General features: G+C 69.3%; 11 protein-coding genes. 8 read left to right on the top strand and 3 right to left on the bottom strand.

The features are described 5' to 3' along the window. The first annotated feature begins 368 nt into the window (after window positions 1-368). Genes pgaA through pgaD form a run of 4 tightly spaced genes read left to right on the top strand, consistent with a single transcriptional unit; the run spans window position 369 to window position 6649 of the window. Window positions 369-2831, top strand: coding sequence for a poly-beta-1,6 N-acetyl-D-glucosamine export porin PgaA (pgaA, locus tag AT699_RS10575; RefSeq protein WP_058207283.1), 2463 nt, complete (start codon window positions 369-371; stop codon window positions 2829-2831). Between the two features lie 7 nt (window positions 2832-2838). Next, on the top strand, window positions 2839-4872 hold the full coding sequence (pgaB, locus tag AT699_RS10570) for a poly-beta-1,6-N-acetyl-D-glucosamine N-deacetylase PgaB (protein WP_024068437.1): 2034 nt from the start codon (window positions 2839-2841) through the stop codon (window positions 4870-4872). After that, on the top strand, window positions 4869-6206 hold the full coding sequence (gene pgaC, locus AT699_RS10565) for a poly-beta-1,6-N-acetyl-D-glucosamine synthase (RefSeq protein WP_024068436.1): 1338 nt from the start codon (window positions 4869-4871) through the stop codon (window positions 6204-6206). Before pgaB ends, pgaC begins: the two co-directional genes overlap by 4 nt. Continuing rightward, window positions 6203-6649 (top strand): poly-beta-1,6-N-acetyl-D-glucosamine biosynthesis protein PgaD, encoded by a 447-nt coding sequence (gene pgaD, locus AT699_RS10560; RefSeq protein ID WP_024068435.1) that lies wholly within the window; start codon window positions 6203-6205, stop codon window positions 6647-6649. Before pgaC ends, pgaD begins: the two co-directional genes overlap by 4 nt. A 60-nt stretch (window positions 6650-6709) precedes the next feature. Here the strand turns inward: pgaD and AT699_RS10555 are convergent, their stop codons facing one another. Then, on the bottom strand, window positions 6710-7960 hold the full coding sequence (locus AT699_RS10555; RefSeq protein ID WP_024068434.1) for an MFS transporter: 1251 nt from the start codon (window positions 7958-7960) through the stop codon (window positions 6710-6712). Between the two features lie 165 nt (window positions 7961-8125). Here AT699_RS10555 and AT699_RS10550 point away from each other — a divergent pair, with 165 nt between their 5' ends. Then, window positions 8126-8932, top strand: a complete 807-nt coding sequence (locus AT699_RS10550; protein WP_024068433.1) for an AraC family transcriptional regulator — start codon at window positions 8126-8128, stop codon at window positions 8930-8932. Between the two features lie 215 nt (window positions 8933-9147). Beyond that, window positions 9148-11832, top strand: a complete 2685-nt coding sequence (locus AT699_RS10545; protein ID WP_024068432.1) for a penicillin-binding protein 1A — start codon at window positions 9148-9150, stop codon at window positions 11830-11832. A gap of 128 nt (window positions 11833-11960) precedes the next feature. Here AT699_RS10545 and AT699_RS10540 read toward each other — a convergent pair whose 3' ends face one another. Further along, complete coding sequence (locus AT699_RS10540; RefSeq protein ID WP_024068431.1) at window positions 11961-12680, bottom strand: metallophosphoesterase; 720 nt, start codon at window positions 12678-12680, stop codon at window positions 11961-11963. A 185-nt stretch (window positions 12681-12865) separates the two neighbouring features. Here AT699_RS10540 and AT699_RS10535 point away from each other — a divergent pair, with 185 nt between their 5' ends. Further along, window positions 12866-14041, top strand: a complete 1176-nt coding sequence (locus AT699_RS10535) for a PepSY-associated TM helix domain-containing protein (protein ID WP_020927075.1) — start codon at window positions 12866-12868, stop codon at window positions 14039-14041. Next, window positions 14038-14238 (top strand): hypothetical protein, encoded by a 201-nt coding sequence (locus AT699_RS10530; RefSeq protein ID WP_006386604.1) that lies wholly within the window; start codon window positions 14038-14040, stop codon window positions 14236-14238. Before AT699_RS10535 ends, AT699_RS10530 begins: the two co-directional genes overlap by 4 nt. 73 nt (window positions 14239-14311) lie before the next feature. On the opposite strand, the gene AT699_RS10525 is transcribed toward AT699_RS10530, so the two are convergent. Next, entirely contained in the window at window positions 14312-15139 is an 828-nt protein-coding gene (locus AT699_RS10525; protein WP_045953102.1) for an aldo/keto reductase, read from the bottom strand. Window positions 15140-15256 lie beyond the last annotated feature (117 nt).

The raw sequence follows: 15256 nt of genomic DNA, 5'->3' as shown, positions 1-15256 counted from the left end.
TGCGGCCGCGGTCCCTCCTTTGCACTAATTGACAGTTGATTTCGCCGAAAAGCCATAAAGTTCGGCCTGTTGACGGTGCCATCAGAAGTGCCGCAACCACGCCCCACGGGCGTGGCGCGTACTAGCCATGCACTCCCTCGCGCGAGTGCGAAGGTCCCCGCAGCGGGCGCCGCGCAGTGAATACCCAAACGCTCTCCCCTTCGCCGCCGGCGCCTTCCCGCGTCCGCGCCGCGCCTTCGGCAACGCCCACCCGCGTCCGGCCGGCGGAGCCACGAGCGCCCTCATCGCAACTGCGGAAGTATTTACAGATGCTGAAAAGAACAACGCCCCCCAGGGGCCGGGCAGGCCGCCAGGCGCCGCCCGCCTTGATGACGGACCCGCGACGGCGGATCACCGGGCCGAGACTGCAGGCCCTCACCGCGTGCGCGCTGCTCGCTCCCGTCCTGGCGCTGGCGGCGCCGGGCGCCGACTATGACGCGCTGATCACGCGCGCCCGCGCCGGCGACTACGAACCGGCGCTGGCCATGCTGCGCCAGCAAGGCGCGGCGGCCGGCCGCCAGGCGGTGTACGACCACATCGTGATCGCCAGCTGGGCCGGCCGCCCCGCCGAAGCCGTGGGCGCCTACGAAACGCTGTCGCCCTCCCTCGCCCTGCCCGCCGATATCCAGCTGGCGGTGGCGCGCGCCTATCGCGACCTGCGCCGCTGGCCCGAGGCCCTGTCGGCCTATCGCGCCGGCCTGCGGCGCCATCCCGACCAGTCCGCCTTTGCCGCGGGCGAAATCATGACCCTGGCCGACGCCGGCCAGACCGAAGCCGCCCTGGCCGCCGGCAGGGCCTGGAGCAGGCGCGCGCCGCGCGATGCCGATGCCCGCCTGGCGCTGAGCTACGTCCACGTCCGCCTGCGCCAGCCCTACGAGGCGTTGCACCAGGCCGACCAGGCGCTGGCGATCGCGCCCGGCACGCCCTACGTGCTGCGCGAATACATCGCCGCGCTGAGCCGCGCCCGGCTGGCGCAGCCGGCGCTGGATCTGGCCCGCCAGCATCCGGACCTGTTCGACGCCGCGCAGTTGCGCCGCCTGGAAGGCGACGCGCTGGCCCAGCAGGTGCGGCTGGCGGCCATGCCGACGCGGACCGAGGCCGAGCGCTTCGTCATCGCCGACCGCGCGCTGGCGCGCTACGAGGCGCTGATCCCGGCCTGGGAAGCCCTGGGCGATGCCGCCCGCGACGACGTGCTGCGCGCCCGCATCGACCGCCTGCATGCGCTGCACGCCCGCGCCCGCATGGCCGACGTGGTCAGCGAATACGAGGCCTTGCGGGCGCGCGACGTCACGGTGCCGCGCTACGCGCTCAATGACGTCGCCTCCGCCTATCTGTATCTGCGCCAGCCCGAGAAGGCGCGCGACCTGTATCGCCAGGTCGGCGCCGATGGCGCCAACCGCGACGACGACGCGCAAGACCGCCTCAGCACCGAGACCGGCCTGTACTACGCGCTGGCCGAGGCCGAGGAATTCGACCAGACCGGCGCGGTCACCGACGCCATCGACGCCGGCTACAGCCCCTGGCTGTATTTCAAGGGGCAGGCCACCCGCAACCCCAACGACCTGAAGCTGGAAGGCGCGCAGACGGTGGCGGCCGCGCGCCTGCAGGCCGACGACACCGCCGCCGCCGAGCAGCAACTGCGCGGCATGGTCGAAAACGCCCCCAACAATTCCTCCCTGCGCGCCGACCTGGCCTCGGTCTACCGCCGCCGCGACCTGCCGCGCGCCGCGGAACGCGAACTGAAGATGGCCGAAACCCTGGCGCCGCGCGCGCTGCAGGTCGAAAACGGCCAGGGCTTCACCGCCATGGACCTGCAGGAATGGCGCCAGGCCGAGGCGCTGTCGGCCGACACCCTGGCGCGCGCGCCCGAGAACCTCACCAGCCGCCGCCTGGCGCGCGAATGGGAGGTCCACAACAAGGCCGAGCTGCGCATCAGCGGCTACCGCGGCCTGGCCTCGGACAGCCCGGTCAACGGCAACGGCGACTTCGGCATCGACGCGGTGCTGTATTCGCCGCCCATCGACTACAACTGGCGCGCCTTCGGCGGCGGCGGCTACGCCACCGGCGACTTCGAGGAGGGGCGCGGCAACTACCGCTGGCTGCGCACCGGCGTGCAATGGCGCGGCCGCGACCTGACGGTCGAAGGCGAAGTCTCGACCCACAGCTACGGCCACGGCGTCAAGCCCGGCCTGCGGCTGTCGGCCGCCTATGACATCGACGACCACTGGCAGGTGGGCGGTTCGGGCGAAGTGCTGTCGCGCGAAACCCCGCTGCGGGCGCTGACCAACGACATCAAGGCCAACCGCCTGACCGGCTTCGTGCGCTGGCGCGCCAACGAGCGGCGCGAATGGACCCTGTCGCTGTCGCCGTCGCGCTTTTCCGACGGCAACCAGCGCTGGGAACTGGGGCTGGACGGGCGCGAGCGCGTCTACACCGCGCCGCACCTGAAGGCCGACCTGACGCTGGACCTGTCGACCCAGCGCAACAGCCGCGACGACGCGCCCTACTACAACCCGCGCTCGGACCTGATGGTGCTGCCCGGCGCGCGCGTCACGCACACGCTGTACCGCCGCTACGAAACCGCCTGGGAACAGATCGGCACGATCGGCGCCGGCACCTACACCCAGCAGGGCTACGGCACCGGCGGCGTCATCGCCCTGGGCTATGGCCAGCGCTACCGCGCCAACGACGTGCTGGACATGGGCGCGATGGTCACCGGCATCAGCCGCCCGTACGACGGCCAGCGCGAGCGCGAACTGCGCATCGTGTTCGACCTTGCCTACCGCTTCTGAGACCGCCATGTTGCTCAAGCTACCCATCCGACTCCTGCTGGCTGCCCTGCTGCTGCTGGCCATCCTGGCGCTGACCGCCTGCGCCAAGGACATCCCGGTCTACACGCCGCCGTCCGAACGGCCCGTGGCGCCCGCCGAACAACCCTGGGCACAGGGAAATTTCCTGGCCCTGGCCTACCACGACGTCGAAGACGAAGACCCCGACCAGGCCTTTCTGAGCGTGCGCACCGACCGCCTGGTCGACCAACTGGCCTGGCTGCGCGAAAACGGCTACCAGGCCGTCTCGGTCGACCAGATCCTGGCCGCGCGCCAGGGCGGCAAGCCGCTGCCCGAACGCGCCGTGCTGCTGTCCTTCGACGACGGCTACCGCAGCTTCTACACCCGCGTACTGCCGATCCTGAAGGCCTATCGCTGGCCGGCGCTGCTGGCGCCGGTGGGCACCTGGATGGACACCCCCGCCGACAAGCAGGTGGATTTCGGCGGCAGCCCGCAGCCGCGCCAACGCTTCCTGAACTGGGCTGAAGTACGCGCGATTTCGCAGTCCGGCCTGGTCGAGATCGCCGCGCACACCGACGCCTCGCACTACGGCGCGCTGGCCAACCCGCAAGGCAATACCGAACCGGCCGCGGCGATCCGCGCCTACGACGCCAAGACCGGCCGCTACGAGAGCGAAGCGCAGTTCGAAGCCCGCATGGGCGGCGACGTGCGCGCCATCAGCCGCAAGATCGAACAGGTCACCGGTAAAAAGCCGCGCGTCTGGGTCTGGCCCTATGGCGCCGAGGGCGGCAGCACCTTGCGCATCGCCGCCGACAACGGCTACCAGCTGGCGCTCACGCTGGAGGACGGCCCTGGCCGGCTGGCGCGCCTGATGTCCACGCCGCGCATGCTGCTGGCCAGCGATCCGCCGCTCAAGCCGTTCGCCAACAGCGTCGTCGGCATGGAGGCCACGCCCTTCATGCGGATCGCCCACATCGACCTGGACTACGTCTACGACCCCGATCCGGCGCAGACCGACCGCAACCTGGGCGAGCTGGTGCAGCGCATCCTGGACATGCAGATCAACACCGTGTTCCTGCAGGCGTATTCGGATCCCACCGGCGACGGGCTGGTGCGTTCGGTGTACTTCCCCAACCGCTGGCTGCCGGTGCGCGCCGACCTGTTCAACCGCGCCGCCTGGCAGTTGCACAACCGCGCCAACGTCATGGTGTATGCCTGGATGCCGGTGCTGGCCTATGACCTGGACGCCTCGATCCCGCGCGTCACGCGCTGGCAGCCCGGCCAGGCCCAGGCGCGGCCCGATCCGGACCAGTACCGCCGCCTGTCGCCGTTCGACGCCACCGCGCGCGCCCGCATCGGCGACCTGTACGAGGACCTGGCGCGCCATGCCATCTTCGATGGCATCCTGTTCCACGATGACGCCGTGCTGTCCGACTTCGAGGACGCCAGCCCCGGCGCGCTGGCCGCCTACCGCGCCGCCGGCCTGCCCGGCGATATCGGCCAGTTGCGCGCCGACCCGGACACGCTGCAGCGCTGGACGCGCTTGAAGAGCCGCGCCCTGGTCGATTTCACGGCCGAACTGACCGAGCGCGTGCGCGCCGTGCGCGGGCCCCAGATCAAGACCGCCCGCAACATCTTCGCCATGCCGATCCTGGAGCCGCAGTCTGAGACCTGGTTCGCGCAGAACCTGGACGACTTCCTGGCCGCCTACGACTGGACCGCCCCCATGGCCATGCCGCTGATGGAGAACGTGCCCAAGGGCCAGGAAAACGCCTGGCTCGACCGGTTGGTCGACGCCGTGGCGCGGCGCCCCGGCGCGCTCGACCGGACTGTATTCGAACTGCAGGCGCGCGACTGGCGCACCGGCCCCGGCCGCCCCGAGGCCACGCCCGTCGACACCGCGGTACTGGCCGGCTGGATGCAACGCCTGCAACTGCGCGGCGCCCGCAGCTTCGGCTACTACCCCGACGACTTCTCGCAAGACCAGCCCCGGTTGCAAGGCATCCGGCCCGCCATCTCCGAAGCCTGGTATCCCCTCCGATGATCGACCGTCTGATTGCCCTGATTATCCTGCTGGCGGTGCTGGGCGCGCCGTTCGGCTTCACCATGATGCTGACCGGCCAGGCGCTGCTGGGCTTCGTCTTCTTCTACCCGCTGTTCATGTCCGGCATGTGGATGGCCGGCGGCCTGTACTTCTGGTGGCATTGGGAACGGCGCTGGCAGTGGGGCCCCGGATCGGCGCCGCCGGCGCTGGCCGGCGATCCGCTGGTGTCGATCCTGGTGCCCTGCTACAACGAGGCCGACAACGGCGAAGAGACCCTGCTGGCCGCGCTCAACCAGCGCTATCCGAACATCGAGGTCATCGCCATCAACGACGGCTCCAGCGACGGCACCGGACCGATGCTGGACCGCCTGGCCGAACAGCACCCGCGCCTGCGCGTGGTGCACCTGGCGCAGAACCAGGGCAAGGCGATGGCGCTGCGCATGGGCGCGCTGGCCGCGCGCAGCGAATACCTGGTCTGCATCGACGGCGACGCGGTGCTCGACCCGGACGCCGCCGCCTACCTGGTGGCGCCGCTGATCGACAACCCGCGCGTGGGCGCCGTCACCGGCAACCCGCGCATCCGCACCCGCTCGACCCTGATCGGCCGCATCCAGGTGGGCGAATTCTCGTCCATCATCGGCCTGATCAAGCGCACCCAGCGCGTCTACGGCCAGGTCTTCACCGTGTCGGGCGTGGTCGCCGCCTTCCGCCGCGCCGCGCTCGACCGGGTCGGTTACTGGAGCCTGGACATGATCACGGAAGACATCGACATCAGCTGGAAGCTGCAGCGCGACCACTGGTCGATCTTCTACGAGCCGCGCGGCCTGTGCTGGATCCTGATGCCCGAGACGCTGCGCGGCATCTGGAAGCAGCGCCTGCGCTGGGCGCAGGGCGGCGCCGAGGTGTTCCTGAAGAACCTGCGCTCGATCTGGAGCTGGCGCCATCGCCGCCTGTGGCCGCTGATGCTGGAGTTCTGCCTGTCCACCGCCTGGGCCTTCGCCTTCGGCGTGTCGGTGCTGTTGTGGGTGATCAGCCAGTTCGTCACGCTGCCCAACAACATGCACATCGCCAGCCTGATGCCGCCCGCCTTCACCGGCATGATGCTGGCGATGGTGTGCCTGCTGCAGTTCGCCATCAGCATCCTGATCGACCGCCGCTACGAGCCGGGCCTGTGGCGCGCGCTCTACTGGGTCATCTGGTATCCCCTGGCCTACTGGATGGTGAGCCTGCTCACCACCCTGGTCAGTTTCCCCAAAGTCATGCTGCGCAAGCAGGCCGAGCGCGCGCGCTGGACCAGCCCCGACCGTGGCATCAAATCACCGGACGCATCATGATCATCACGACCAAACGCTCGCGCGCGGGCTATCTGTTCGACCTGCTGCTGACCGCGGTCGGCTGGCTCGCCTTCGTCTACCTGTTCGGCGCCGGCATCGTCGCCATCCTGCGCGGCGCGGCCAGCGGGCCGCAGGCGCCGCTCTGGCCGACCTTCCTGCCGACGCTGCAGACGCTCGGCAGCTACGCCGTGCTGGCCCTGCTGAATGCGGCGGTGCTGGTGCTGTGGGCGGCCTACAACCACCTGCGCTTCGGCGGCAAGGACCGACGCCAGCCCATCGCGCCGCTGGACGATCACCGGCTGGCGCTGAGCTTCGCCGTCACGCCGCGCCAGATCGCCCAACTGCGCGCCGCCCGCGTCGCCGTCATCCATCATGGCGGCGACGGCGAGATCCAGGCCATCGAGGCGGCCCGCCCGCGCCTGGCCGCCGTGCCGGCGGCCTGAGGGCGGATTGCGCCCGGAGCGCGCGGGCGGCCGTCACGGGCCGTCGCGCGCCCCCGCTCCTCAGGCGCGCTTGCGCTCCACGTCCGGCAGCAGCACCGCCACGATGCCCAGCAGCGGCAGATAGGCGCAGACCTGGTACACGTAGCCGATGCTGGTGGCATCGGCCAGCTTGCCAAGCGCGGCCGCGCCCAGCCCGCCCATGCCGAAGGCGAAACCGAAGAACAGGCCGGCGATCATGCCGACCTTGCCCGGCACCAGTTCCTGCGCATACACCACGATGGCCGAAAACGCGGACGCCAGCACCACACCGATGACCACCACCAGCACGCCGGTCCAGAACAGGTTGGCGTACGGCAACAGCAGCGTGAACGGCGCCACGCCCAGGATCGACACCCAGATCACGATCTTGCGGCCGATGCGGTCGCCCACCGGGCCGCCCACCACCGTGCCCACCGCCACCGCGGCCAGGAACAGGAACAGGTACAACTGCGCCTCGCGCACCGACAGCGCGAACTTGTCGATCAGGTAGAAGGTGAAATAGCTGTTCAGGCTGGCCAGGTAGAAGTACTTGGAAAACACCAGCAGCCCCAGCACGCCCAACGCGCCCAGCACCTGGTTGCGCGTCAGCCCGTTGCCGGCGCCTTCGCGCCTCGCGCGGGGCTTGAGGCGCGCGCGGTTGGCGGCGTACCAGCGGCCGATGCCGGTCAGCACCACCATGCCGAACAGCGCCGCCAGCGAAAACCACGCCACGCTGCGCTGGCCGTGCGGAATGATGAACAGCGCCGCCAGCAGCGGCCCCAGCGCCGAGCCCACGTTGCCGCCCACCTGGAACAGCGACTGCGCCAGCCCATGGCGCCCGCCCGAGGCCATGCGCGCCACCCGCGACGACTCGGGGTGGAACACCGACGATCCCGTGCCCACCAGCACCGCCGCCACCAGCAGCCAGCCGAACGACGGCGCCACCGACAGCAGCAACAGGCCGGCCAGCGTGAAGCCCATGCCCACCGGCAGCGAATACGGCTTGGGGTTGCGGTCGGTGTAGAAACCGATGAACGGTTGCAGCAGCGAGGCCGCCAGCTGGTACACCAGCGTGATCAGGCCGATCTGCGCGAACGACAGGCTGAACGAATCCTTCAGCATGGGATAGATGGCCAACAGGATCGACTGAATCATGTCGTTCATCAGGTGCGCCACGCTGATGGCGCCCAATACCGCGAACGCGGTCGAAGGGTCGGCAACGGCGGGCTGCGGCGCGGCGGCCGGCGCGGCGTCATCGGGCAGCGCGGCAGCGGGGGTCTGGGATGGGTTCATGGCTTGGACGGGACGGGGGAAACAAAGAAAAGCCCGGCGCAGCGCCGGACCTTGCCAGTGTAGGAAGCATGCCCGCCCTCCGACTGACAATTTTCGTCGGGAAAGTGACAAAATAGGGCCATTCCCCCATGAATTCGGCCTCCTCCATTTGTCGGAAGTGACAACATGCCCACCCGGCCCGCGCGCCTCGACCCGGCCCGCAGCATCGACGCCCAGGACTATCAACACCGTCCCCGCGGCGTGACCGCGATGGCCAAGGAATTTCCCGCCGGCGCGCGCACCGGCGCCCACTCGCATCCGCGCGCCCAGCTCATCTATGCCATCGAAGGCGTAATGCGCGTCACCACGCCCAGCGGCTTCTGGGCGCTGCCGCCGCTGCGTGCGCTATGGGTCCCGGCGGGCGTGTCGCATGGCGTCGACATGGTCGGCGCGGTCTCGATGCGCTCGCTCTACATCCAGGCCGACGCCGCGCAAGCGTACTGGCCGCAATGCCAGGTGATCGAGGTCAGCGGCCTGTTGCGCGAGCTGATCCTGGCCCTGACCGCCGAGCCCATCGACTATCCGTTGGGCGGCCGCGCCGAACAGGTGGCCGCGCTGATCCTGTCCGAACTGGCCGCCGCGCGGGTCGTGCCCATCCAGATCCCATGGCCGCGCGACCGCCGCCTGCAGATCATCTGCGAGGCGATTCTCGACCGGCCCGGGCTGCAGCGCGGCATCGAGGACTGGGGCAGCGAGGTCGGCGCCAGCGCGCGCACGCTCATCCGTCTGTTCCAGGCTGAATTGGGACTGAATTACCGGCAGTGGGTGCAACAGGTGCGCCTGGCCGACGCCGTCTGCCGCCTGTCGCTGGGCGTGCCGGTGGCGCGCATCGCCGCCGACCTCGGCTACCGCAGCGCCAGCGCCTTCAGCGCCATGTTTCACCGTGCCCTGGGCGCGCCGCCGCAACGGTATCTGCACCGACAGGCCGCATGACACCTGCAACCGGCCTTGCCGTTTGTCACGGCGCGCAATACATTTCAGCGCGCGCTTGCCACGCGGCGCTGCGCGAAACCCGCGTGGCGCGTATCCTCAACCCCGTCCCTAAATCCCCTGCCGCCGATCCGAACCGTCCCTGCGGGCAAGTTTGGTTACTGAAACCTTCCGGCGCGGTGGCCGGTCTATAGCGTTCTGCCCTAGAATCGCCAGCAATGAGCACCCCCCAGCAATCCTCCGCCACCCCGGGCGGCAAATCGGGCTTTCCCTGGAAACGACTCCTGATCAAGGCCGGCGTCGCCGTCGCCGGCCTCGGTGTCTGCGGGGCGCTGTTGGTCGGCCTGGCGCTGGCGATCGCCTGGCCCAGCCTGCCCGACCTGCACGCCATGACCGACTACCGGCCGCGGGTGCCGCTGCGCATCTATACCGCCGACAAGGTCCTCATCGGCGAATACGGCGAAGAACACCGCAACGTGCTGCGCTTCGACGAGATCCCGGCGGTGATGCGCCAGGCGGTGCTGGCGGCCGAGGACGACCGCTTCTACCAGCATGGCGGCGTCGACTGGATGGGCATGGTGCGCGCCGTGCTCGTGAACCTCGTCAAGCAATCCAAGACCCAGGGCGGCAGCACGATCACCATGCAGGTGGCGCGCAACTTCTACCTGTCGTCCGAAAAGACCTATTCGCGCAAGTTCTACGAACTGCTGCTGACCTACAAGATTGAATCCGAGCTCACCAAGGACCAGATCCTCGAGCTCTACATGAACCAGATCTACCTGGGTCACCGCGCCTATGGCTTCGCCGCCGCCTCGCGCACCTACCTGGGCAAGCCGCTGTCCGAAGTCACGCCGGCCGAGGCCGCGATGCTGGCCGGCATTCCCAAGGCGCCTTCGCGCTTCAACCCCATCACCAATTTCCCGCGCGCCGAGATCCGCCAGCACTACGTGCTGGGCCGCATGAAGACGCTGGGCTACCTGACGCCGGAACAGACCGAAGAAGCCCTCAAGCAGCACGTAGTGATCCGCGGCGCCGACGGCGCCAGCCTGCGCGGCTTCGCCATCCACGGCGAATACCCGGCCGAACTGGCGCGCCAGCTGATGTACGGCGTGTTCCAGGAGCAGACCTACTCCAAGGGCATCGACGTCTACACCACGATCGACTCCAAGGACCAGGAAGCGGCCTACCGCGCCGTGCGCGACGGCGTGCTGGACTACACCCGGCGCGCGCCCTACCCCGGCCCGGAAGACCAGATCGACCTGCCCGACGGCGTCGAAAAGGACGCCGCGGCGTTCGACGACATCCTCGACGGCGTGCAGGAAAAGACGCCCGACAGCGAAGACCTGCTGACCGCCGTGGTGCTGGCCGCCAGCCCGCAGGAAGTGACCGTGGCGCGCAGCGCGCGCGAGATCATCACCATCTCCGACAAGAAGGCGCTGGCGGTGGTGGCGCGCGCCCTCAACCCCAAGGCCAGTGACAGCCAGCGCATCCAGCGCGGCTCGGTGGTCTACATCCACAAGAACGGCGACGGCTGGGAAATCATCAACATGCCGGCGCTGCAGGCGGCGCTGGTGTCGATGGTGCCGCAGGACGGCGCCATCCGCGCCATGATCGGCGGCTTCGACTACAACCGCGGCACCTTCAACCGCGTCACGCAGGCCTGGCGCCAGCCGGGCTCGAACATCAAGCCGTTCGTGTACGCCGCGGCCCTCGAACGCGGCCTGACGCCGGCCACCCAGGTGTCCGACCAGCCCTTCATGCTGACCGCCGCGCAGACCGGCTCGAAGGACTGGCAGCCCAAGAACGACGGCAACCGCTATGAACCCATGCTGACCCTGCGGCAGGGCCTGTACAAGTCCAAGAACATGGTCACCATCCGCATCCTGCAGGCCATCGGCCCGCAGTACGCGCAGGACTACCTGACCCGCTTCGGCTTCGACAAGGCCCGCTGGCCGGCGGTGCTGCCGCTGGGCCTGGGCGCCGGCGGCGCCACGCCGCTGCAGGTGGTCAACGGCTACAGCGTGTTCGCCAACGGCGGCTACCGCGTCACGCCCTACCTGATCGACAAGGTCACCGACCGCTCGGGCAACGTGCTGATGCAGGCGCAGCCGGTGGTGGCGGGCGACGCCGCCGCGCGCGCCATCGACCCGCGCACCGCCTGGGTCATGGATGACATCCTGCGCGGCGTCACCACCAGCGGCACCGCGGCGCGTGCGCACCAGGTGCTCAAGCGCAACGACATCGGCGGCAAGACCGGCACCACCAACGAGGCGGTCGACGTCTGGTTCTCCGGCTTCACCCCCAGCCTGGCCACCACGGTCTGGATGGGCTTTGACCAGCCCAAGTCGCTGGGCACCAACGAATTCGGCAGCGGCCTGGCCCTGACCACCTGGCTCGACTACATGCAGCCGGCGCTCAAGGGCGTGCCCGAGGCCAAGCCGGCGCCGCGTCCCGACGGCCTGCTGGTGGACAACGGCGAATACTATTTCAACGAATTCCCGCCGGGCCAGGCGGTGGCCTCGCTCGACCTGTCCAGCGGCGACCCGCTGACCGACTTCCTCAACAACAACCGCTCCACCGACGGCGTCGACAACTCGGTCCGGCCCCTGCCCGTGCCCGGCGCGGCGCAGCCGCCGGCCACCCCACCGCAGGCGGGCGCGCCGCAACCGGCCCGGCAGGTGCCGACGCAACAGGTGCCGGCCCAGCAGGCGCCGGTGGCGCAGCCGATTCCCGTGCCGGCCGCCGGCGGCGGCGCGCTGGGAGGCACGCTGGGCGGCGGCGCCGGCAATGCCCCCCCGATCCCGCCGATTCCGGTGCCACGCGTCGAGGCCGACCCGGTGGCCGGCCCCCGCGCCAGCGTCGTCAGCGGCGGCGACGGGCCGCTGGCGGCGCGGCCGCTCTAGCGTGCTGTCCGGCCGATACCCCCCGCGCGAAATCCACGGAACGGCACTAGCGGCCTGGCACCGCAATGCAGACGGGGCGCCCATGGGCGCCCCGTTTCATTTTCCCGCTCCGGTCCCGGCCAGCCCGGCTAACCCGGCTCGACCACCGGGGGCTCGGTCACCACCGCGCGCGGCCAGGCCTGCAGCGTTTCCAGGTCGAGGAAGGTGAAGTAGCCATCCTTCCAGCCCTCGGTATCGATGTGATAGACGTTGCCCAGCGCCAGCGGCTCGGCCACCGGGGTGTGGCCCGCCACCACCGCGCGCACCCCGCGCACGCCGGTGCGGTCCAGTTGCCGCAGTCGGTCGCGCGACCACTGGCAGGCGGCGCTGGTGCGCTTGTAGCGGTCCTGCAACGCCGATTCCAGGCGCGGCCAGAACAACACCGGGCAATCGGCATGCAGCAATCCCACCGCGCCCGACGAGGTCTCGACCTCGATCGCGATAGGCAATTGCCCGAAGGCCTCGGCGTAGACCTGCTGGCGCTCGGCCGGCAGGTCCAGGAACCAGCCGCCGCCGTAGCCGCGCCAGTTCACCACGTCCACCTGGCCGGTGCGGACATGGCGCACCGCATAGTCCTCGTGGTTGCCCTGCACCGCGTAGAACCAGGGCTGCGCCAGCCACTCCAGCGCGGCCTCGCTCTCCGGCCCCCGGTCGACCAGGTCGCCGACGGAAAACAGCCGGTCGCGGCTGGCGTCGAAGCCCATCCGCGCCAGGCTGTCGCGCAGGCGCGTAAAACAGCCATGCACGTCGCCCACCGCGAAATCGCGGCCCAGCTCGTTGCGCGGCACTTTCAGAAAACGTTGCTGCATGATGATCCAGCCCGCCCAATCGGGCCCAGGCTTCCTTTTAACCCGCTTTCATCTGCCCCCAATTACACCTCGCTTGCAAGACGCAACACAAATTGCGTGACGAGAATAGCTATTATTCGTGATAATGTTCCGTCCTTTCCCGAATCTCCATTGAAGGGGGCCGCGCGAGCCGCCCCGCCGTCGCCATGACCGCCGCCTCCACCATCAAAACCTGGTACCTGGTCCACAAGTGGACCAGCCTGGTCTGTACGATCTTCCTGCTCATCATCTGCCTGACCGGCCTGCCGCTGGTGTTCCACCACGAGATCGAGCACTGGCTGGACGACGCCAAGCCCCTGTCCGACGTGCCCGCCTCGACCCCGCCGGCCAACCTCGACAAGCTGGTCGAAAGCGCCAAGTCCATGTACCCCGGCGAAGTGGTCGACTACCTGTTCTTCGACCCCGACGAGCCCCAGGTCTACGTCGGCATGGCCAAGAAGCCCGGCGACGGCATGGTGTCCGGCCACGCGGTGCGCATGGACGGCCGCACCGGCGACGTGCTGCTCGACGGCCCGCTCTACACCGAAGACAAGTTCTCTTTCATGGGCATCATGCTGGCCCTGCACGTGGACCTGTTCGCCGGCCTGCCGGGCGAGCTGTTCCTGGGCTTCATGGGCCTGCTGTTCTGCGTCGCCATCGTCTCCGGGGTGGTGCTGTACGGGCCCTTCATGAAGAAGCTGGAATTTGGCACCGTGCGCGCCGGCCGCTCCACCCGCCTCAAGTGGTTGGACCTGCACAACCTGCTCGGCATCGTGACGCTGGTGTGGGCCTTCGTGGTGGGCGTGACCGGCGTCATCAACGAGCTGTCCACGCCGCTGTTCCGCCTGTGGCAATCGACCGAGCTGGTGCGCATCCTCGAACCCTACAAGGGCCAGGGCGTGCCCGCCGAACTGTCTTCGGCCCAGTCCGCCGCCGACACCGCGCGCAAGGCCCTGCCGGGCAACGAAGTGTCGTTCATCGCCTTCCCCGGCAACGCCTTCGGCAGCCCCCACCACTACATCACCTGGATGCGCGGCGCCACGCCGTTGACCTCCAAGATGAACACGCCCGTCCTGATCGACGGCCGCAGCGGCGAACTGACCACGATCGCGAAAATGCCGTGGTACCTGACCGCGCTGGAATTGTCGCGTCCGCTGCACTTCGGCGACTACGCCGGCCTGCCCCTGAAGATCATCTGGGCCGTGCTCGATCTGATCACCATCGTGGTGCTGGTCAGCGGCCTCTACCTGTGGCTGGCGCGGCGCCGCGCCACCGAAGCCCGCATCGCCGAACTGGTGCGCAAGCACCAGGCCGCCGCCACCCCGCAACGGAGTCCCGCATGAGCAAGCAGAAATCCTCGCGCGGCTTCCTGTTCGTCTGGGGCGTGCCGACCCTGCTGGGCGTGCTCAGCATCTTCGGCCTGCTGGCGGCGCTGCTGGGCACCGGCGCCTGGCACTGGGCCTCATGGACGGCGCTGACCATCCTGCTGGTGGTCATCGCGCGCTACTGGTTCTTCCCGCCCAGGCAACCCGAGGCCTAGAGCCCGGCTGGCACTGAAAGAAGCCCCGCGCAGGCCCTGGGCACGCCGGCGGCGCCCGCCGCTCGCGGGCGCCCTACTTGCCGAACTTTTCCGGATCGGGTCCCAGGCGGGGCCCTTCCTCGATGGCGTCGATCGCCGCCATCTCCGCGCCCGACAGCTCGAAATCGAACACGTCGATGTTCTCGCGGATGCGCGCCGGCGTCACGGACTTCGGGATCACGATCAGGCCATGCTGCAAGTGCCAGCGCAGCGTCACCTGGGCCGGCGACTTGCCATGCTTGCGCGCCAGTTCCAGGATGGTCTTGTCCTGGGTGATCTTGCCCTGCGCCAGCGGACTCCAAGATTCGGTGGCGATGCCGTGCTTATCGTGAAAAGCGCGCAGTTCGCGCTGCGCGAAGCCCGGATGCAGCTCGATCTGGTTGACCGCCGGCGTGACGCCGGTGGCATCGATCAGGCGCTCCAGGTTGGCCTGGGTGAAATTGGACACACCGATCGAGCGGGCACGGCCGTCTTCCTTCATCTCGATCATGGCGCGCCAGGCGTCGACGAACTTCTCGCTGCCCGCCACCGGCCAGTGGATCAGGTACAGATCCACGTAGGCCAGGCCGAGCTTTTCCAGGCTTTCGTCCATCGCCTGGTGGGCCTGGTCGAAACCGTGCCTGTCATTCCACAGCTTGGTGGTGATGAACAGATCCTTGCGCGCCACCCCTGCCGCGCGCAGCCCGGCGCCCACGCCGGATTCATTGCCGTAGATCGCGGCGGTGTCCACCGAACGGTAGCCGGCCGCCAGCGCTTCCTTGACGCTGGCCGCGGCCTGCTCGTCCGGCACCTGCCACACGCCCAGGCCCAATTGCGGAATCTTGCCGCCGTCGTTCAGTTTCACTGTGGGAACCTTCGCCATAACACCCTCCCAAGCTTGCGACGCGACGCTCGCATGGCGAAATCGCGCCAGGTCGCGCAGCCAGGGATGTTGCCGGGCGGTACCCCCTGGCCTACCGTTGATGACGGGCCCGCCCCG

Origin of the sequence: Achromobacter xylosoxidans, from assembly GCF_001457475.1 — a bacterium.
Classification (GTDB): domain Bacteria; phylum Pseudomonadota; class Gammaproteobacteria; order Burkholderiales; family Burkholderiaceae_B; genus Achromobacter; species Achromobacter xylosoxidans.
The sequence above is the reverse complement of the archived record's forward strand: the minus strand, read 5'-3'. Positions and strand labels throughout refer to the sequence as shown.

What these genes read in the sequence shown, in the direction of transcription:
- AT699_RS10540 (WP_024068431.1), bottom strand. Translation starts at nt 12,680, where the DNA reads ATGCAGCAACGTTTTCTGAAAGTGCCGCGCAACGAGCTGGGCCGCGAT.
- AT699_RS10530 (WP_006386604.1), top strand. Translation starts at nt 14,038, where the DNA reads ATGAGCAAGCAGAAATCCTCGCGCGGCTTCCTGTTCGTCTGGGGCGTG.
- AT699_RS10535 (WP_020927075.1), top strand. Translation starts at nt 12,866, where the DNA reads ATGACCGCCGCCTCCACCATCAAAACCTGGTACCTGGTCCACAAGTGG.
- pgaB (WP_024068437.1), top strand. Translation starts at nt 2,839, where the DNA reads ATGTTGCTCAAGCTACCCATCCGACTCCTGCTGGCTGCCCTGCTGCTG.
- pgaC (WP_024068436.1), top strand. Translation starts at nt 4,869, where the DNA reads ATGATCGACCGTCTGATTGCCCTGATTATCCTGCTGGCGGTGCTGGGC.
- AT699_RS10550 (WP_024068433.1), top strand. Translation starts at nt 8,126, where the DNA reads ATGCCCACCCGGCCCGCGCGCCTCGACCCGGCCCGCAGCATCGACGCC.
- AT699_RS10555 (WP_024068434.1), bottom strand. Translation starts at nt 7,960, where the DNA reads ATGAACCCATCCCAGACCCCCGCTGCCGCGCTGCCCGATGACGCCGCG.
- pgaD (WP_024068435.1), top strand. Translation starts at nt 6,203, where the DNA reads ATGATCATCACGACCAAACGCTCGCGCGCGGGCTATCTGTTCGACCTG.
- AT699_RS10545 (WP_024068432.1), top strand. Translation starts at nt 9,148, where the DNA reads ATGAGCACCCCCCAGCAATCCTCCGCCACCCCGGGCGGCAAATCGGGC.
- pgaA (WP_058207283.1), top strand. Translation starts at nt 369, where the DNA reads ATGACGGACCCGCGACGGCGGATCACCGGGCCGAGACTGCAGGCCCTC.
- AT699_RS10525 (WP_045953102.1), bottom strand. Translation starts at nt 15,139, where the DNA reads ATGGCGAAGGTTCCCACAGTGAAACTGAACGACGGCGGCAAGATTCCG.